This is a genomic window from Enterobacter cloacae complex sp. HYC042_NIDB, assembly GCF_056673315.1.
Window position 1 is genome coordinate 2,134,693 of record NZ_CP109650.1, and the last position, 18,184, is coordinate 2,152,876.

22 protein-coding genes and 1 other annotated feature are annotated in these 18,184 nt (G+C 54.6%); of the genes, 13 read left to right on the plus strand and 9 right to left on the minus strand.

The window, feature by feature from the left end; translation table 11 throughout:
• Window positions 1-16: 16 nt before the first annotated feature.
• The 4 genes from OKF39_RS10215 to hxpB form a co-directional block, all read right to left on the minus strand.
• Window positions 17-1,408 carry an L-cystine transporter gene (locus tag OKF39_RS10215; RefSeq protein WP_479983743.1) on the minus strand — a complete coding sequence of 464 codons (1,392 nt, stop codon included), beginning with the start codon at window positions 1,406-1,408 and terminating at the stop codon, window positions 17-19.
• 129 nt (window positions 1,409-1,537) lie between these two features.
• Window positions 1,538-2,128, minus strand: a complete 591-nt coding sequence (locus OKF39_RS10220) for a metal-dependent hydrolase (RefSeq protein ID WP_032644865.1) — start codon at window positions 2,126-2,128, stop codon at window positions 1,538-1,540.
• 94 nt (window positions 2,129-2,222) lie between these two features.
• A complete protein-coding gene (gene kduD, locus OKF39_RS10225) occupies window positions 2,223-2,984 on the minus strand; it encodes a 2-dehydro-3-deoxy-D-gluconate 5-dehydrogenase KduD (RefSeq protein ID WP_041910455.1) in 762 nt (253 codons plus the stop codon).
• A gap of 127 nt (window positions 2,985-3,111) precedes the next feature.
• Window positions 3,112-3,783 carry a hexitol phosphatase HxpB gene (gene hxpB / locus OKF39_RS10230; RefSeq protein WP_028012808.1) on the minus strand — a complete coding sequence of 224 codons (672 nt, stop codon included), beginning with the start codon at window positions 3,781-3,783 and terminating at the stop codon, window positions 3,112-3,114.
• Window positions 3,784-3,930: 147 nt separating this feature from the next.
• Here hxpB and OKF39_RS10235 point away from each other — a divergent pair, with 147 nt between their 5' ends.
• Window positions 3,931-4,467 (plus strand): YniB family protein, encoded by a 537-nt coding sequence (locus tag OKF39_RS10235; RefSeq protein WP_045261585.1) that lies wholly within the window; start codon window positions 3,931-3,933, stop codon window positions 4,465-4,467.
• Window positions 4,468-4,503: 36 nt separating this feature from the next.
• Here OKF39_RS10235 and OKF39_RS10240 read toward each other — a convergent pair whose 3' ends face one another.
• The 3 genes from OKF39_RS10240 to pfkB all read right to left on the minus strand — a co-directional run bounded on the left by OKF39_RS10240 (window position 4,504) and on the right by pfkB (window position 6,797).
• A complete protein-coding gene (locus OKF39_RS10240; RefSeq protein ID WP_041910453.1) occupies window positions 4,504-5,364 on the minus strand; it encodes a fructosamine kinase family protein in 861 nt (286 codons plus the stop codon).
• A 105-nt stretch (window positions 5,365-5,469) separates the two neighbouring features.
• On the minus strand, window positions 5,470-5,760 hold the full coding sequence (gene ghoS / locus OKF39_RS10245; RefSeq protein WP_028012811.1) for a type V toxin-antitoxin system endoribonuclease antitoxin GhoS: 291 nt from the start codon (window positions 5,758-5,760) through the stop codon (window positions 5,470-5,472).
• A 104-nt stretch (window positions 5,761-5,864) separates the two neighbouring features.
• Window positions 5,865-6,797 carry a 6-phosphofructokinase II gene (gene pfkB, locus OKF39_RS10250; protein ID WP_041910452.1) on the minus strand — a complete coding sequence of 311 codons (933 nt, stop codon included), beginning with the start codon at window positions 6,795-6,797 and terminating at the stop codon, window positions 5,865-5,867.
• 296 nt (window positions 6,798-7,093) lie between these two features.
• On the opposite strand from pfkB, the gene OKF39_RS10255 reads away from it, so the two are divergent.
• Window positions 7,094-7,852, plus strand: a complete 759-nt coding sequence (locus OKF39_RS10255) for a DUF481 domain-containing protein (protein WP_028012813.1) — start codon at window positions 7,094-7,096, stop codon at window positions 7,850-7,852.
• 101 nt (window positions 7,853-7,953) lie between these two features.
• Here OKF39_RS10255 and yniD read toward each other — a convergent pair whose 3' ends face one another.
• Both yniD and yncL read right to left on the minus strand, forming a co-directional pair.
• A complete protein-coding gene (yniD, locus tag OKF39_RS10260) occupies window positions 7,954-8,061 on the minus strand; it encodes a small membrane protein YniD (RefSeq protein ID WP_088205299.1) in 108 nt (35 codons plus the stop codon).
• Window positions 8,062-8,158: 97 nt separating this feature from the next.
• Complete coding sequence (yncL, locus tag OKF39_RS10265; protein ID WP_072032007.1) at window positions 8,159-8,251, minus strand: stress response membrane protein YncL; 93 nt, start codon at window positions 8,249-8,251, stop codon at window positions 8,159-8,161.
• Between the two features lie 322 nt (window positions 8,252-8,573).
• On the opposite strand from yncL, the gene thrS reads away from it, so the two are divergent.
• From thrS to btuD, 11 genes are all read left to right on the plus strand, one after another.
• Window positions 8,574-10,502: a threonine--tRNA ligase gene (gene thrS, locus OKF39_RS10270; RefSeq protein ID WP_028012814.1), complete on the plus strand. Its 1,929-nt coding sequence runs from the start codon at window positions 8,574-8,576 to the stop codon at window positions 10,500-10,502.
• A gap of 3 nt (window positions 10,503-10,505) precedes the next feature.
• A complete protein-coding gene (gene infC, locus OKF39_RS10275) occupies window positions 10,506-11,048 on the plus strand; it encodes a translation initiation factor IF-3 (RefSeq protein ID WP_023616141.1) in 543 nt (180 codons plus the stop codon).
• 97 nt (window positions 11,049-11,145) lie between these two features.
• Window positions 11,146-11,343, plus strand: coding sequence for a 50S ribosomal protein L35 (gene rpmI / locus OKF39_RS10280; protein WP_003030583.1), 198 nt, complete (start codon window positions 11,146-11,148; stop codon window positions 11,341-11,343).
• Window positions 11,344-11,393: 50 nt separating this feature from the next.
• Window positions 11,394-11,750, plus strand: a complete 357-nt coding sequence (rplT, locus tag OKF39_RS10285; protein WP_000124850.1) for a 50S ribosomal protein L20 — start codon at window positions 11,394-11,396, stop codon at window positions 11,748-11,750.
• A gap of 117 nt (window positions 11,751-11,867) precedes the next feature.
• Window positions 11,868-11,992 (plus strand) — a sequence feature (Phe leader region).
• On the plus strand, window positions 11,873-11,917 hold the full coding sequence (gene pheM, locus OKF39_RS10290) for a pheST operon leader peptide PheM (protein WP_001386830.1): 45 nt from the start codon (window positions 11,873-11,875) through the stop codon (window positions 11,915-11,917). Its footprint overlaps the feature before it by 45 nt.
• A gap of 62 nt (window positions 11,993-12,054) precedes the next feature.
• Window positions 12,055-13,038, plus strand: a complete 984-nt coding sequence (gene pheS, locus OKF39_RS10295) for a phenylalanine--tRNA ligase subunit alpha (RefSeq protein WP_010426091.1) — start codon at window positions 12,055-12,057, stop codon at window positions 13,036-13,038.
• A gap of 15 nt (window positions 13,039-13,053) precedes the next feature.
• Entirely contained in the window at window positions 13,054-15,441 is a 2,388-nt protein-coding gene (pheT, locus tag OKF39_RS10300) for a phenylalanine--tRNA ligase subunit beta (RefSeq protein ID WP_479983744.1), read from the plus strand.
• A 4-nt stretch (window positions 15,442-15,445) separates the two neighbouring features.
• On the plus strand, window positions 15,446-15,745 hold the full coding sequence (ihfA, locus tag OKF39_RS10305) for an integration host factor subunit alpha (RefSeq protein WP_003857805.1): 300 nt from the start codon (window positions 15,446-15,448) through the stop codon (window positions 15,743-15,745).
• A gap of 102 nt (window positions 15,746-15,847) precedes the next feature.
• Window positions 15,848-16,828: a vitamin B12 ABC transporter permease BtuC gene (gene btuC / locus OKF39_RS10310; protein ID WP_045261582.1), complete on the plus strand. Its 981-nt coding sequence runs from the start codon at window positions 15,848-15,850 to the stop codon at window positions 16,826-16,828.
• A gap of 22 nt (window positions 16,829-16,850) precedes the next feature.
• A complete protein-coding gene (locus OKF39_RS10315; RefSeq protein ID WP_041910445.1) occupies window positions 16,851-17,402 on the plus strand; it encodes a glutathione peroxidase in 552 nt (183 codons plus the stop codon).
• Window positions 17,402-18,157, plus strand: a complete 756-nt coding sequence (gene btuD, locus OKF39_RS10320; protein WP_328729727.1) for a vitamin B12 ABC transporter ATP-binding protein BtuD — start codon at window positions 17,402-17,404, stop codon at window positions 18,155-18,157. Before OKF39_RS10315 ends, btuD begins: the two co-directional genes overlap by 1 nt.
• Window positions 18,158-18,184: the final 27 nt, after the last annotated feature.

Below are 18,184 nucleotides of genomic sequence, written 5' to 3' on the forward strand. Positions count from 1 at the left end.
TTTATTTCTATCGAGATTAACGGTGCGCGAGCTCGGAGTCGTCTTCACTTTCCAGAATGGCTTTGTCGGTCTGCTTCAGCCACTGGCTGGTCAGCGTACCGGCAGTCATGGAGCCGCTCACGTTCAGCGCGGTACGGCCCATGTCGATCAACGGTTCAACGGAGATCAGCAGGGCGACCAGCGTGACGGGCAGGCCCAGCGCGGGCAGCACAATCAGCGCGGCGAAGGTTGCACCGCCGCCGACACCTGCAACGCCGGCGGAGCTGATGGTAACAATCCCGACCAGCGTGGCGATCCAGACCGGATCCAGCGGGTTGATACCCACGGTTGGGGCAACCATCACCGCCAGCATCGCCGGGTAGAGACCCGCGCAGCCGTTCTGACCGATGGTAGCACCAAAGGAGGCAGAGAAGCTGGCGATAGATTCCGGCACGCCCAGACGACGGGTCTGCGCTTCAACGTTCAGCGGAATAGACGCTGCGCTGGAACGGCTGGTGAAGGCAAAGGTCAGTACCGGCCATACTTTGCGGAAGTATTTCAGCGGGCTGACGCCGTTCACGCCCAGCAGGATACCGTGCACCACGAACATAATGCCCAGGCCCAGATAAGAGGCGACAACGAAGCTGCCCAGCTTAATGATGTCCTGCAGGTTAGAGCCGGCTACCACTTTGGTCATCAGTGCCAGAACGCCGTATGGCGTCAGCTGCATGACCAGACGGACCAGCTTCATCACCCAGCTTTGCAGGGTATCAATCGCCGTCAGCACGCGTTCGCCTTTCGGCGCGTCGTCTTTCAGCAGCTTAAGCGCAGCCACGCCCAGGAATGCCGCGAAGATCACCACGCTGATGATAGAGGTTGGGCTTGCACCGGTCAGGTCAGCAAACGGGTTCTTCGGAATGAAGGAGAGGACCATCTGCGGAACCGTCAGATCAGCCACTTTACCCACGTAGTTGGTTTGAATTGCGGTCAGACGCGCCGTTTCAGCGGTACCCTGAACCAGACCTTCGGCCGTCAGGCCAAACAGGTTGGTAACCAGCACCCCCACCAGCGCGGCAATCAGCGTGGTAAAGAGCAGCGTACCAATGGTCAGAAAGCTGATTTTACCCAGCTGAGTTGCGTTGTGCAGACGGGCTACGGCGCTCAGAATAGAGGCGAACACCAGCGGCATAACGATCATCTGCAGCAGCTGGACGTAGCCGTTACCGACAATGTTGAACCACTGAATGGACTCTTTCAGTACCGGACTATCGGAGCCGTAGACGGCGTGTAAGGCCAGACCAAACGCCACACCCATGACCAGACCGACCAGTACTTTTTTCGCCAGGCTCCACTGTTTGTGGCGCGCCTGCGCGAGAAGCAATAGTAATACGACGAACACGACTATGTTCGCGATGAGTGGAAAATTCATCCCCGTTCTCCTGATTTATTATGTGGGATCGGTTTTTCCCGATCCTGTTGGCGGAAGGTTAGCAGAAGTGTGATGTGGCGCTTATATCCAAATGGAATGGTTTATGACAAATGGAAAGATTTTGTTGGTTTACTGTTCAATCTGGTGATGAATAAAACGATTGAACTGAAATTGCAGCGAATTGATCATCTGGGAAGACCAGCGCACTGCACTGTTTTCGGGCAAGGTTTGCGGCATCCAGACGGCGTAGGCAAATAGCGCCATGCACAGCACGCGTTCAAGCTGATTCCCTTTCTGCGGCGCAAGGATCGGAAAACGGAAACGCCAGCGGCAGGGCCACAGCAGCGGCACGCCCGCGGGCGTCAGCATATCGGCGAGGATATGGCTTAAATAACCCAGCACCATGCCCTGAATGGCATCACCCGGCACTATCCAGCTTTCAGGGACTTTTAAATAGAAAAGCGTGAGCAGGCCAAAAACGGCCAGCAGGCTGTGGGTAAACCCGCGGTGGCCGAACGCGCGGGCGATGGGCTTCGACACCCACTTCAGGCGCTGTCCGAGGAAGGATTTTGGATGGTCAATATCGGGCAGCAGACAGGTTAAAACGGCGGAAGGGACAATATGCCACCAGTCTCCCTGTGCAAGCACGGGAGTAAGTTCTGCGTTTTTGGCAAATACTGCGCACGCAATTGAAAAAAGCAGGTGGCCTTCCGCCGTCATGATAAAACCCACGAAACTGTCAATTTATACAGTATAGGGTTTTTATACAGTGGGCGAAAGAGGTGACGGTGTAACTGTTTGTCACAAACGCGCCTCAGCGCGCCAGCCAGCCGCCGTCGACGGCTAAGGTGTGACCATTCACGTAATCTGATGCGGGGGAGGCTAAAAAGACGACCGGCCCCTGAAGGTCATCCGGTACTCCCCATCGACCCGCCGGGATGCGGTCAAGGATCTCCGCGTTACGCTGTTCGTTATCGCGCAGCTGCTGCGTGTTGTTCGTCGCCATGTAGCCCGGCGCGATGGCATTCACGTTGATGCCATGTAGCGCCCACTCATTTGCCAGCAGGCGCGTGATCCCCAGCACGCCGCTTTTCGAGGCGGTATACGACGGCACGCGAATGCCGCCCTGAAAGGAGAGCATAGAGGCGATATTGATAATTTTGCCGCCCTGGCCCTGGGTGATAAATCGCTTAGCGACCGCCTGAGAGAGGAAAAAGAGCGACTTGAGATTCAGGTTCATAACGTCATCCCAGTCTTTTTCGCTAAACGTCAGGGCCTCCTCCCGGCGAATCGTCCCGGCATTGTTCACCAGAATATCAATTCGTCCCATCTCCGCCACGGCGGTGTCCACGACGTACTGAAGATTTTCCTGCTGGCTCAGATCGGCCCGAATAGCCACAAAACGTCTTCCCAGGGCGGTGACGGCGCTGGCCGTTTTCTCAGGAGCTTTGCGATTTACCCCAACGATATCGCAACCTGCCTGCGCCAGCGCAATAGCCATGCCTTGCCCCAGACCGGTATCGCACCCGGTGATGAGGGCTACTTTGCCTGAAAGAGTAAAGGTGTCCAGTATCATACGCGCCTCAGAAGCTGGTTATCGTCGTGTTGACGTTAAAGATAGGAGGCAGGGATGAGAAAAGCAAACAAAATGAAACTGTGTTTTGTTTTTATCAGGCAGCATGACGCTGCCTGTAAGAGGGGCGCTATTCGCCGCGCAGGTGTTGTACCGTCAGTTCAGCCAGCGAATTCAGCTTAACGTCGGCAAGAGCATACCGCGGATCGTGGCGGTTTTCTTCATCGGGCACCACAATGGAGCGCATACGCGCGGCTTTGGAGGCCACCATGCCGTTTACTGAATCTTCCAGCGCGACGCAGGTAAGCGGATCAAGACCCAGCTTCGCGGCGCAGTCCATATAGACCTGCGGATGTGGCTTGCTGTAGGGCAGTTTTTCCGCAGACGCCAGGGCGTCAAAACTGTCGCGCAGCTCAAACATGATCAGCACTTTTTCCAGCATATGCAGCGGTGAAGCGGAAGCCAGGCCAACCTTCAGCCCCTGAGACTTGCACAGCGCGACAGCCTCATGTACGCCCGGCAAGAGCGGCTTGTTCTCCTCCACCAGCGCGATGGCGCGGCTGATAATTCGCGAGGTGACTTCGTCGCGATCGGGCCCAACCCACGGCTGTTGGGCGTACCACAGGTCAACGACCATATCAATACGCAGGCCCAGCGTGTCGGGAAGTTCATTACGGCGACTGATATCAACGCCCAGGCTGGCCATCACGTCCAGCTCGGCGCGATCCCACAACGGCTCGGAATCAATCAGTAATCCATCCATGTCAAAAATAGCGGCAAGTATCTGGCGCGGTGTCGACATCACAACGTCTCCTTATCCAGGTGTTCGACAGACGATAAGTGCTAAGCACAGTCTGCAATTTAGCATATTGCTTTTAAAGAGCGGGCGAAATTGATGTCCAGCAGGTAGACTTAGGCTCAAATCACGCGTCTTTATGAAGAGGAACTGATGACGTATCAACAAGCTGGACGCATTGCTGTCTTAAAACGTATTGCAGGCTGGGTGATTTTTATTCCTGCCGTCATTTCTACGCTGATATCCGTGCTGAAGTTTATGTACGATCACAGCGAAAAACAGCCGGGCATTAATGCGGTAATGCTTGATTTTGCGCATGTCATGATTGAGATGGTGCGGTTTAACACCCCGTTCCTGAACGTCTTCTGGTTCAACTCGCCAACGCCGGACTTTCACCAGCAGCTGAATGTTGGGTTCTGGATTATCTATGCGCTGATTTTTATTGCGATGGCGCTGCAGGCATCGGGCGCACGAATGAGTCGCCAGACCCGTTTTTTACGCGAAGGGGTGGAAGATCAGCTTATCCTTGAGAAGGCGAAAGGTCCTGAAGGAATGAGCCGGGAGCAGATTGAATCCCGCATTGTGGTGCCTCGTCACACCATTTTCCTGCAAATTTTCCCGCTCTATATCCTGCCGGTTATCATCATCGTGGCGGGATATTTCTTCTTCTCACTGCTCGGTTTTCTGTAACGAATCAGGGTGGCGGCAAGGCCACCCGTTTTGTCTTTAAGCCGCAAGCACGCGTTCAAGCGCGCGCTGGGCGTTGACCAGATGTTGCCCGCCAAAAAGAATGGCTCGGTTCATCAGCGTATAGAGCTGATACACGGGCTGGCGCTCAAGGAAGTCCGGCGGCAGGGGGGAGACAGACTGATAGCCATCGTATATTTGCGGCGGTTGTTCGGGATGCAGGGGCAACATGGCCAAATCGCACTCTCTGTCGCCCCAGTAGCAGGCCGGGTCGAAGATATACGGGCCGTTGGGGCCAAGCGCGCAGTTATCGGACCATAAATCACCGTGCAGCAAAGACGCCTGAGGCTGGTGGGAGGCCAGGCGCTGTTGCACATGCTCGACGATGGCATCAATGTTGCCAAATTCCAGCCCTTTCTCTGCGGCCAGTTCAAGCTGCCATCCGATGCGCTGCTCGGCAAAGAACGTCGACCAGCGGCGCTGCCAGGCATTGGGCTGCGGCGTGGTGGAAAGGTCGTTGTCGAAGTCGAGACCAAACTGGGGCTGGTCGCTCCACTGGTGCAGGCGCGCTAACTGTTGCCCGAGAATAAAGGCGTTATGGGCGTCCAACGGACGGGCAGGGAGATAGTCCATCACCAGAAAGCTGTAGTCCCGGTCACTGCCCACGGCCAGCACCTCAGGTACCGTCACCGTTTTACTACGGGACAACAGTTCAAGCTGATCGGCTTCAGCGGTAAAAATCGGGAGCAGCTCTCGCTCGTCGCATTTAACGAACAGATCGCGTCCTGCGTAGCGTAAATGCCACGCGGCGTGAATTTCCCCGCCCGGCAGCTCGTTACGCAGTTCAATTTCACCTTCACCCAATTGCTCATGTAAAAGATGACTGATAGCCTGCCACATGTTGACTCTCCCATGTTGTCTGCCAGATCATAAAGTTAGCGCATAACTGCGGTAAAAAAATACGAACTAACGCACACCTGAGCGGATTAATTTCATGCAGGGCACTTATTGTTCTTTTTTCTGCCAGCGTTCCCACGTCTCCACGGTGATGTCGGCAGGCTTGTCGGTCACGCTTTCCACCAGGCTGGCGGCCAGCGCATGTACCTCTTCTTCACTCAGGGCTGCGATCAGGCCAAACGCCAGGGTGCCTAAATCATGAATATGACCTTCGTCATCCGTTAGCGTGAGCAGGAAATTCGCCCGTGTAAAGGCATTGTTGAGCTCGTTAAGCTCGGTCAGCGATGCTTCATGAAGGCTGATGGTCACGACGTAGCGGGTGATATCACCACTGCTCATAATTCACCTCGTTGTTATCCTGAAAGTTTTTTTAGCATAGTCGATACGTCATATTTGGCGACTTCCACAGATATTCCCCCTCCGTCAGGAGGGGGATATATCGGTTAGCTTCGTGACAGGTAATCGACGATTTTCTGCGTATCGGCAAGCGAACACAGGCGCGTTCCCTGATTGATGGTGGCGGCACTCCCCGCCGCGACGCCATAGCGCGTCATCTCCAGAAGTGATGCGCCCTGCGCCAGCTTCAGCGCCATCGCGCCGACCATACTGTCGCCTGCGCCAACGGTGCTCTGGCTCTTCATTGGGGGCGGAACAACCTGCACAAAGCCCGTCTTGTCGACGGCCAGCGCACCCTGAGGACCGAGAGAGACGACAACGCGGTGCGCTTTGCCGCTGCGAACCAGTTCTTCAGCGGCAGTACGCACGTCATCCGGCTGGCTAAGTTCGCGATTAACAAGCGCACTCAGCTCTTTCTGGTTAGGCTTAACGAGCTCAAGTTGTCCGGGTTCTAATGCCGCCTGCAGGGCTTCGCCTGAACTGTCGACAATGCAGCGAATGCCGCGCTGAAGTACGGCATCAACCAGTGCTGTCAGCTTTTCTGTTTTGACGCCTGGCGGCAGGCTACCGCTGATGACCAGCAGCGAGCCGCTTTCAATGGTTAGCACCTTCTCTTCCAGCTGACGAAACTCATCATCGCTCAGCCTGGCGCCTGGCATAACGAAACGATACTGTTCCCCGCTGGACTCAACGTGGACATGCAGGTTCTGCCGGGTCCAGTCTTTGGCGTCTACGGTATCCACGGCAACCTGTTCATCGGCCAGCAAGGCAACAAGATGCTCCCCCGTGGCACCACCGGCCGGAAAGATGGCAGTCGCTTTACCACCGAGGTGGGTAATCGCGCGCGCAACGTTAATCCCGCCGCCGCCCGGCTCAAATACAGGTGCGCTACAGCGTAGTTTACCTTCCGGGTAAATCTGCGGCGTTATGGTCGCGGAGTCGAGGGAAGGGGAGAGCGTCAGCGTATAAATAGAAGCCATCATAACCTCCTTTTAGCATGGGTTCTTTTAAGCCTGGCACCGATCGACAGGAAGGCAATGTAAATAACAGTATGATTTTAAAAATGAATGCTGACATAAATGCGATGAGGGATATATAAAATAAAACGCGTTTTGAGATCGTTCTTATTCAAAAAATGAAATAAGAAAATATTGCTATGTTATTTGCGCCTTTTTATAATTTGTTACCTTTCTCTGGACGCCTTGTCATTGATCCTCAAGAAAGTTTCCGAGACCGTGGTGGTCTCTTTTTTTGTTGTACGGACTCCTTAAATAAAATGAAGCTTTTGAAGACAGTACCCGCAGCACTGATGCTGGCGGGTGGCGTTTTTGCATCACTGAATGCAGCCGCCGATGACACCGTTTTTACTGTCATGGACGATCCCTCCACTGCCAAAAAACCGTTTGAAGGTAACCTGAACGCCGGGTATCTCGCGCAATCGGGTAACACGAAAAGCTCTTCTCTGACGGCGGACAGCACCCTGACCTGGTACGGCAATACCACTGCATGGTCGCTGTGGGGAAATGCCAGCAACACGTCCGCTAACGATGAACGCTCATCCGAGAAATACGCGGTCGGTGGACGTAGCCGTTACAACATGACCGACTATGACTACATCTTTGGTCAGGCAAGTTGGTTAACCGACCGCTTCAACGGCTATCGCCAGCGCGATGTGTTCACCGCCGGTTATGGTCGTCAGTTCCTGAATGGTCCGGTACACAGCCTCCGTTTCGAATTCGGTCCGGGTGTCCGCTATGACGAGTACACCAATGGCGAAAATGAAACCCAGCCGCTGGGCTATGCTTCCGGCACGTATGCCTGGCAGATGACCGATAACACCAAATTTACGCAGGGTGTTTCTGTGTTTGGTGCCGAGGATACGACGCTGAATTCCGAAAGCGCTTTGAACGTGGCTATCAATGAACACTTCGGTTTGAAATTGGCCTACAACGTGACCTGGAACTCTTCACCGCCAGAAACGGCACCGGATCATACCGATCGCAGAACCACGATTTCGCTGGGCTATAAAATGTAATCATAGCGGGCCGATGAAAGTGTCGGCCCGTTTTCATTATTATGGTTAACCCGCGCCAATAAATTCTCATCACACGCAACGGCATTTATTTTTATTTGTACTTAGCCCCAAATCATTGCCGCCCACCGAAATAACAGCATTGCACCGCAGATGGCAACCAGCACCAGCACCATTTTCCAGTGTTTTACGGCAAATCGTTTTGTTGGCATAACCTAATCCTTGTTCGTTGATACGCATAGTCTATCAAACGGGGCCAAAAGATGCGCCTTCCCGGGAGCGATCGAGTTATGCCAACAAGGGGTCGGCTCAGAACCAGTGGAATCGTTCGGCGAGGATCAACACTAAACCTGTTGCGGAAAGGACGTTCAAAATCACAACCGTTCTACTGGATACATTCATGGTATGCACCTGTTGATATAAAAGGCATGTTCAAGAGTAGCCCAGCATGTCTGAAATGCGAGCGCCGGAGAGATGCAATCTGCAAATTTACGCTACGTGCCAGCCCATCATTCTGGCTGCAGAGGGTGCAATCTCCTTGCTGATAGTGTTAACATTACGTCGCTTGCCGTAAATCCGCATTAATCTGAATTCGGCAGGTGCATGATGACGAACCAATTTGACGATTGTTGGTCAGATGGTGTCGTAATCTATTGTCAAATCACGATTATTTTCTTTGTATATGCTCTTATGTGTGGGGCATCACTGCAAATAAGGATATAAAATGCCTGTAATTACTCTTCCTGATGGCAGCCAACGCCATTTCGACCACGCTGTTAGCCCTATGGATGTCGCCCTGGACATCGGTCCTGGCCTCGCGAAAGCGACCATCGCCGGCCGTGTTAACGGTGAGCTGGTTGATGCGTCCGATCTGATTGAAAACGATGCGACGCTTGCAATCATCACCGCGAAAGACGAAGAAGGTCTGGAGATCATTCGTCACTCCTGCGCACACCTGTTGGGTCATGCTATCAAGCAGCTGTGGCCAAACACCAAAATGGCGATCGGTCCGGTTATCGACAACGGTTTCTACTACGACGTTGATCTTGACCACACCCTGACCCAGGAAGATATCGACGCGCTCGAAAAACGTATGCACGAGCTCGCCGAGACCAACTATGACGTCATCAAGAAGAAAGTCAGCTGGCACGAAGCGCGTGAAACCTTCGTCAAGCGTGGCGAGAGCTATAAAGTCTCTATTCTCGATGAAAACATTGCTCATGATGACAAGCCTGGCTTGTACCATCACGAAGAATACGTCGACATGTGCCGTGGACCGCACGTGCCGAACATGCGCTTCTGTCATCATTTCAAACTGATGAAGATCGCCGGCGCCTACTGGCGTGGCGACAGCAACAACAAGATGTTGCAGCGTATCTATGGTACCGCATGGGCGGATAAGAAAGCCCTGAACGCGTACCTGCAGCGCCTGGAAGAGGCCGCGAAGCGTGACCACCGTAAAATCGGTAAGCAGCTTGACCTGTACCACATGCAGGAAGAAGCGCCGGGTATGGTGTTCTGGCATAACGATGGCTGGACTATCTTCCGTGAACTGGAAACGTTCGTACGTTCCAAGCTGAAAGAGTACCAGTATCAGGAAGTGAAAGGCCCGTTCATGATGGACCGTGTGCTGTGGGAAAAAACCGGCCACTGGGACAACTACAAAGATGCGATGTTCACCACCTCGTCCGAGAACCGTGAATACTGCATCAAGCCAATGAACTGCCCGGGTCACGTTCAGATCTTCAACCAGGGTCTGAAATCCTACCGCGACCTGCCGCTGCGTATGGCGGAGTTCGGTAGCTGCCACCGTAACGAGCCATCAGGTGCGCTGCACGGTCTGATGCGCGTGCGTGGCTTTACGCAGGATGATGCGCATATCTTCTGTACTGAAGATCAGGTCCGTGATGAAGTTAACGCCTGTATTCGTATGGTCTACGATATGTACAGCACCTTTGGCTTCGAGAAGATCGTGGTCAAACTCTCAACGCGTCCGGAAAAACGTATCGGTAGCGATGAGACCTGGGATCGCGCAGAAGCGGATCTCGCCGTAGCGCTGGAAGAGAACGGTATTCCGTTCGAATACCAGCTGGGCGAGGGCGCATTCTACGGTCCGAAAATTGAATTTACCCTGTATGACTGCCTCGATCGCGCATGGCAGTGCGGTACTGTACAGCTGGACTTCTCCCTGCCGCAGCGTTTAAGCGCCTCTTATGTTGGCGAAGACAACGAGCGTCAGGTACCGGTCATGATTCACCGTGCTATTCTCGGTTCTCTGGAGCGCTTCATCGGCATCCTGACCGAAGAGTTCGCGGGCTTCTTCCCAACCTGGCTTGCGCCAGTGCAGGTCGTGGTGATGAACATTACCGATTCTCAGGCAGATTACGTTAAAGAATTGACGCAGAAACTACAAAATGCGGGCATTCGCGTAAAAGCAGACTTGAGAAATGAGAAGATTGGCTTTAAAATCCGCGAGCACACTTTACGTCGTGTCCCGTATATGTTGGTCTGTGGTGATAAAGAGGTGGAAGCAGGCAAAGTTGCCGTTCGCACCCGCCGTGGTAAAGACCTGGGCAGCCTGGACGTAAGTGAAGTGATTGAGAAGCTGCAACAAGAGATTCGCAGCCGCAGTCTTCAACAACTGGAGGAATAAGGTATTAAAGGCGGAAAACGAGTTCAAACGGCACGTCCGAATCGTATCAATGGCGAGATTCGCGCCCAGGAAGTTCGCTTAACAGGTCTGGAAGGCGAGCAGCTGGGGATTGTGAGTCTGAGAGAAGCGATCGAAAAGGCTGAAGAAGCTGGAGTAGATTTAGTTGAAATCAGCCCTAACGCCGAACCGCCAGTTTGTCGTATCATGGACTACGGCAAGTTCCTTTATGAAAAGAGTAAGTCTTCTAAGGAACAGAAGAAGAAGCAAAAAGTTATCCAGGTTAAGGAAATCAAATTCCGTCCTGGTACCGACGATGGCGATTATCAGGTAAAACTCCGCAGCCTGATTCGCTTTCTGGAAGATGGCGATAAGGCCAAGATCACGCTGCGTTTCCGCGGTCGTGAGATGGCCCACCAACAGATTGGTATGGAAGTGCTTAACCGCGTCCGTGATGATCTGAGTGAACTGGCAGTAGTCGAATCCTTCCCTACGAAGATCGAAGGCCGCCAGATGATCATGGTGCTCGCTCCTAAGAAGAAACAGTAAGGCCTTCAAGCAGCAAAATCTGTGGAGCCTTCGGGTTTCATAGGTTTTGTTCGCCTATGTTTCGTTTATTTAACAATGCGAAGTGGAAGTTATTAAGATGCCAAAAATTAAGACCGTACGCGGTGCTGCTAAGCGCTTCAAAAAAACCGGTGGTGGTGGATTTAAGCGTAAGCACGCAAACCTGCGTCATATTCTGACCAAAAAATCTACTAAGCGTAAACGTCACCTGCGTCCAAAAGGCCTTGTTTCTAAAGGCGATCTGGGTCTGGTTATCGCGTGCCTGCCGTACGCATAAGCCGTTAACGTTTAATTTTTTACTAAGAATATAGATACAGGAGAGCACATATGGCTCGCGTAAAACGTGGTGTAATTGCACGTGCACGTCACAAGAAAATTTTGAAACAAGCTAAAGGCTACTACGGTGCGCGTTCACGCGTATACCGCGTTGCCTTCCAGGCTGTTATCAAAGCAGGTCAGTACGCTTACCGTGACCGTCGTCAGCGTAAGCGTCAGTTCCGTCAACTGTGGATTGCGCGTATCAACGCAGCAGCACGTCAGAACGGTATTTCTTACAGCAAATTCATCAACGGCCTGAAAAAAGCCTCTGTTGAAATCGACCGTAAGATCCTGGCTGACATCGCAGTATTCGACAAAGTAGCGTTCACCGCTCTGGTCGAAAAAGCGAAAGCAGCACTGGCATAAGCCAGTTGAGAGAGGGGGCCTGGCTCCCTCTTTTCATTTAACACCATCAGAAGATTGACATTTATCCGTGCAGGCTTTTCAATAAGGTCTTACCGGTTTTTACCCAACAAGGTAACGCAAGCATGAATGCTGCTATTTTCCGCTTCTTCTTTTACTTTAGCACCTGACTCCAGGAGGCTAGCGCGTGAAAGATGAAACGAAAAACAGCGCCAGATAAGCCTCCCGATGGAGGCTTTTTTTGTGCCTGAATTTGAGAGAATAACTCCACCAAATCGGTGTCTGCACCGACATAATGAGGAAAATCATGTCACATCTCGCAGAGCTGGTTGCCAGTGCAACAGCCGCCATTAATCAGGCCTCAGATGTTGCCGCGTTAGACAATGTCCGCGTCGAATATCTTGGGAAGAAAGGGCACCTGACCCTTCAAATGACAACCCTGCGTGAACTGCCGCCAGAAGAACGCCCGGCAGCGGGTGCGGTGATTAACGAAGCCAAAGAGCAGGTTCAGCAGGCGCTGAACGCGCGTAAGGCCGAGCTGGAGAGCGCGGTGCTAAACGCGCGTCTTGCGGCAGAAACCATCGACGTTTCTCTGCCGGGTCGCCGTATTGAAAACGGTGGTCTGCATCCGGTTACCCGTACTATCGATCGTATTGAAAGTTTCTTCGGTGAGCTCGGCTTTACCGTGGCGACTGGCCCGGAAATCGAAGATGATTACCACAACTTCGACGCCCTGAACATTCCTGGCCATCATCCGGCACGCGCTGACCACGACACTTTCTGGTTTGACGCGACGCGTCTGCTGCGTACCCAGACCTCTGGCGTTCAGATCCGTACCATGAAGGATCAGGAACCACCAATCCGCATCATCGCGCCGGGCCGCGTGTATCGTAACGACTACGATCAGACCCACACCCCAATGTTCCACCAGATGGAAGGTCTGATTGTTGATAAAAACATTAGCTTCACCAACCTGAAGGGCACGCTGCACGATTTCCTGAACAACTTCTTTGAGGAAGATTTGCAGGTTCGTTTCCGTCCGTCCTACTTCCCGTTCACCGAACCGTCTGCGGAAGTTGACGTGATGGGTAAAAACGGCAAATGGCTGGAAGTGCTGGGCTGCGGCATGGTGCATCCAAACGTGCTGCGCAACGTGGGCATCGATCCGGAAGTTTATTCCGGCTTTGCGTTCGGCATGGGCATGGAGCGTTTGACCATGTTGCGCTACGGCGTGACCGACTTACGTGCATTCTTCGAAAACGATCTGCGTTTCCTCAAACAGTTTAAATAAGGGCAGGACAGAACAATGAAATTCAGTGAACTGTGGTTACGCGAATGGGTTAACACCACGCTGGACAGCGAAGCGCTTTCCAACCAGATCACCATGGCGGGCCTGGAAGTTGACGGCGTTGAGCCGGTTTCCGGTGCCTTCAACGGCGTCGTGGTGGGTGAAGTGGTCGAGTGCGGCCAGCACCCTAATGCTGACAAACTGCGCGTGACAAAAGTGAACGTAGGCGGCGACCGTCTGCTGGACATCGTCTGCGGTGCGCCAAACTGCCGTCAGGGCCTGAAGGTAGCCGTGGCGACCGTCGGTGCCGTACTCCCGGGTGATTTCAAAATCAAAGCGGCCAAGCTCCGCGGTGAGCCGTCTGAAGGCATGCTGTGCTCCTTCTCCGAGCTGGGTATTTCCGACGACCACAACGGCATCATCGAGCTGCCGCTGGATGCGCCAGTGGGTACCGATGTCCGTGAATACCTGAAGCTTGATGACAATACTATCGAAATCAGCGTCACGCCAAACCGTGCCGACTGCTTAGGTATTATCGGCGTGGCGCGCGACGTGGCCGTACTGAACCAGACCGAGCTCAACGCGCCGGAGATTGTGCCGGTTGAAGCGACCATCAGTGACGTGCTGCCGATTCAGGTTGACGCTGCTGATGCCTGCCCGCGCTACCTCGGTCGCGTGGTAAAAGGCATTAATGTTAAAGCGCCAACCCCGCTTTGGATGAAAGAGAAGCTGCGCCGCTGTGGTATCCGCTCAATCGACGCCGTGGTTGACGTCACTAACTACGTTCTGCTGGAGCTGGGCCAGCCGATGCACGCGTTCGATAAAGATCGTATCGACGGCGGCATCGTTGTGCGCATGGCGAAAGAGGGGGAAACCCTGGTGCTGCTGGACGGCACAGAAGCCAAACTGAACGCCGACACCCTTGTGATTGCTGACCACAGCAAAGCGCTGGCGATGGGCGGTATCTTTGGTGGCGAACACTCTGGCGTCAACGACGAAACGCAAAACGTTCTGCTGGAGTGTGCGTTCTTCAGCCCGCTCTCCATCACCGGCCGCGCGCGCCGTCACGGCCTGCACACCGACGCCTCTCACCGCTACGAGCGCGGCGTTGATCCGGCGCTGCAGTACAAAGCGATGGAGCGTGCAACCCGCCTGCTGATCGACATCTGCGGCGGCGAAGCGGGCCCGGTTATTGACGTCACCAACGAAGCGACCCTGCCGAAGCGTGCGACCATTACCCTGCGCCGCAGCAAGCTGGATCGCCTGATTGGTCACCACGTTGCCGACGCGCAGGTGACCGACATCCTGACGCGCCTGGGCTGCGAAGTGACCGAAGGTCAGGACGAGTGGAAAGCCGTTGCGCCGTCATGGCGTTTCGACATGGAAATTGAAGAAGATCTGGTGGAAGAAGTGGCCCGTGTTTACGGTTACAACAACATCCCTGACGAGCCTGTGCAGGCGGGTCTGGTGATGGGCGCCCACCGTGAAGCCGACCTGTCCCTGAAGCGTGTGAAAACCATGCTGAACGACAAAGGCTACCAGGAAGTGATCACCTACAGCTTCGTTGATCCTAAGCTGCAGCAGCTGATCCACCCGGGTCAGGAAGCGCTGATCCTGCCAAGCCCAATCTCCAGCGAAATGTCTGCGATGCGTCTGTCCCTGTGGACGGGCCTGCTGGGGACTATCGTTTACAACCAGAACCGCCAGCAAAACCGCGTGCGCATTTTCGAAAGCGGTTTGCGCTTTGTGCCGGATAATCAGGCAAATTTAGGCATCCGTCAGGATCTCATGCTGGCTGGCGCCATCAGCGGTAACCGCTACGAAGAGCACTGGGACCTGGCAAAAGGCACGGTTGATTTCTACGATATGAAGGGCGATCTGGAAGCGATTCTGGATCTGACCGGTAAATTATCTGAAATTGAATTCCGCGCGGAAGCGATTCCTGCGCTCCATCCGGGCCAGAGCGCGGCGATTTATTTAGACGGCAAACGCGTTGGTTTCATTGGCGTTGTTCACCCGGAGCTGGAGCGTAAGCTGGACCTGAACGGCCGTACCATCGTGTTCGAGCTGGAGTGGAGCCCGGTTGCAGACCGCGTCATTCCTCAGGCGCAGGACGTCTCCCGCTTCCCGGCGAACCGCCGTGATATCGCGGTTGTGGTCGCTGAAAACGTGCCCGCAGCAGATATTTTGGCCGAATGTAAGAAAGTTGGCGTAAATCAGGTAGTTGGCGTAAACTTATTTGACGTGTACCGCGGCAAGGGCGTAGCAGAAGGTTTCAAGAGCCTCGCTATCAGCCTTATCCTTCAGGATACCAGCCGTACACTCGAAGAAGAGGAGATTGCCGCTACCGTCGCCAAATGTGTAGAGGCATTAAAAGAGCGATTCCAGGCATCATTGAGGGATTGAACCTATGGCGCTTACAAAAGCTGAAATGTCAGAATATCTGTTTGATAAGCTTGGGCTTAGCAAACGGGATGCCAAAGAGCTGGTAGAGCTGTTTTTCGAAGAGATCCGTCGTGCTCTGGAAAATGGTGAGCAGGTAAAACTCTCCGGTTTTGGCAATTTTGATTTGCGAGACAAAAACCAACGTCCGGGCCGTAACCCGAAGACGGGGGAAGATATTCCCATTACAGCCCGCCGCGTGGTGACCTTCAGACCCGGCCAGAAGTTAAAGAGCCGCGTCGAAAACGCAACGCCTAAAGCAGAGTAATATGAACTAACCAAAAAGGCCGCCCACGCGGCCTTTTTTCTTTGCGCTCTTCGGCAAACACGCCGTAAAATCAATTACATCACTCGCTAACAAACCGTACACATGCTTGATTATGCTCATCGCCAGCACCGTTCCGATCGGCGTCGCCTGCTCCTGCTGGCGCTGCTGCTTATTCTTGCCGCGGGTATTAGCCTCTGCGCAGGCGACAGCTGGATCGGGCCTGAAAGCTGGCTGGGGCCTGACGGGCAGCTCTTCGTCTGGCAAATTCGCCTGCCGCGCACCGTCGCGGTGATCCTGGTCGGCGCCGCGCTGGCGCTGTCTGGCACCATTATGCAGGCGCTGTTCGAAAACCCGCTGGCGGAGCCCGGCCTGCTGGGGGTGTCGAACGGTGCAGGCGTCGGGCTGATTGCGGCGGTGATGCTGGGCGGGGGAGGACTCTCCGGCTGGAGCATTAGCCTGAGCGCCATTCTCGGCGCACTGCTGATCACAGTCATTCTTCTTCGCTTCGCCAGACGTCACCTGTCGACCAGCCGGCTGCTGCTTGCCGGCGTCGCGCTGGGGATCATCTGTAGCGCGCTGATGACCTGGGCGGTTTACTTCTCGACCTCCTTTGACCTGCGTCAGCTCATGTACTGGATGATGGGAGGCTTTGGCGGCGTTGACTGGCACCAGGGTTGGCTAATGGCGCTGCTGGTACCGGTCATCGCGTGGGCTGCGCTGCAGGCCCAGCCGCTGAATCGGCTCGCGCTGGGGGAAATCTCTGCCCGCCAGCTCGGCATGCCGATTGGTTTCTGGCGTAACGTACTGGTCATTGCCATTGGCTGGCTGGTAGGCGTGAGCGTGGCCCTGGCGGGGGCGATTGGCTTTATTGGGCTGGTCATTCCGCACATGCTGCGTCTTTGCGGCTTCACGGATCATCGAACCTTGCTTCCGGCCTCGGCGGTTGCCGGGGCTGCCACGCTGCTGGTGGCCGACATCATCGCCCGTCTCGCCCTGACGGCCGCAGAATTGCCTGTTGGCGTGGTAACCGCAACGCTGGGCGCGCCAGTCTTTATCTGGCTACTATTAAAAGCTGGACGTTAAATCGACAACCTGAGGAAATGCTATGCAGTCAGATATCCTGAATACCGAAGTGACCACCATTGATGGGGATAACACCACGCTGGAAAGCTACAAAGGCAAGGTGTTGCTCATCGTCAACGTGGCATCGAAATGCGGCCTGACGCCGCAGTACGAGCAGCTGGAGAATATTCAGAAGGCCTGGGAGAAAGACGGTTTTACCGTGCTGGGCTTCCCGTGCAACCAGTTCCTGGGCCAGGAGCCGGGCAGCGAAGAAGAGATCAAAACCTTCTGCAGCACCACTTATGGCGTGACGTTCCCGATGTTCAGCAAAATTGACGTCAACGGTGAAGAGCGCCATCCGCTGTATGCGAAGCTGATTGCCGCCGCGCCGAAGGCCGTTGCGCCGGAAGAGAGCGGTTTTTACGAGCGCATGGCCAGCAAAGGCCGCGCGCCGCTCTATCCGGACGATATTCTGTGGAACTTCGAAAAATTCCTGATTGGTCGTGACGGCCAGGTCGTTCAGCGTTTTTCGCCGGATATGACGCCTGAGGACCCGATCGTCATGGAATCTATTAAGCTGGCGCTGGCGAAATAATGTCGCTGCTGATGCAGCTCACGGACGTCGCCGAGAAGGGGCGTCTGGAGCCGGTAACCTGCGACATCAATTCGGGTGAAATCCTGCATCTCGTCGGGCCAAACGGCGCGGGTAAAAGTACGCTGCTGGCGCGGATGGCGGGGCTGACCACCGGGCCAGGGCAGATTACGCTGCTGGAACATGCTTTGGTCGACTGGTCACCCGCCTCGCTGGCCCACCGGCGCAGCTACCTGGTGCAGCAGCAGGTACCGCCTTTTGCGATGCCGGTCTGGCATTATCTGATGCTGCATCTGCACGACAAACAGCATACGGCACTGCTGGAGGAAGTGGCTGCAGCGTTAGGGCTGGAAGATAAACTGTCCCGGCATGCCAGCCAGCTTTCCGGGGGGGAATGGCAGCGGGTGCGTCTGGCGGCGGTCATTCTGCAGATCCATCCCGCGGGCAATCCTCACGGGAGGATGCTGCTGCTGGATGAACCGATGAGCGGTCTGGATGTTGCCCAGCAGGCGGCGCTGGATAGCCTGCTAAGCGCTCTGAGCAGGAAAGGTATCGCCGTAGTGATGAGCAGCCACGATCTTAACCATACGTTACGTCACGCCCATCGCGTGTGGCTCCTGTCGCGCGGCAGGATGATCGCCAGCGGTACGCGGGATCGGGTCCTTACGCCGCCAAATCTTGCCCGCGCCTACAACATGTCGTTCCGCAGGCTGGATATAGAGGGACATAAGATGCTGATTTCTACCGGGCAGGGGTAACCGTTTCTTGCCTGTGAACACAATTGC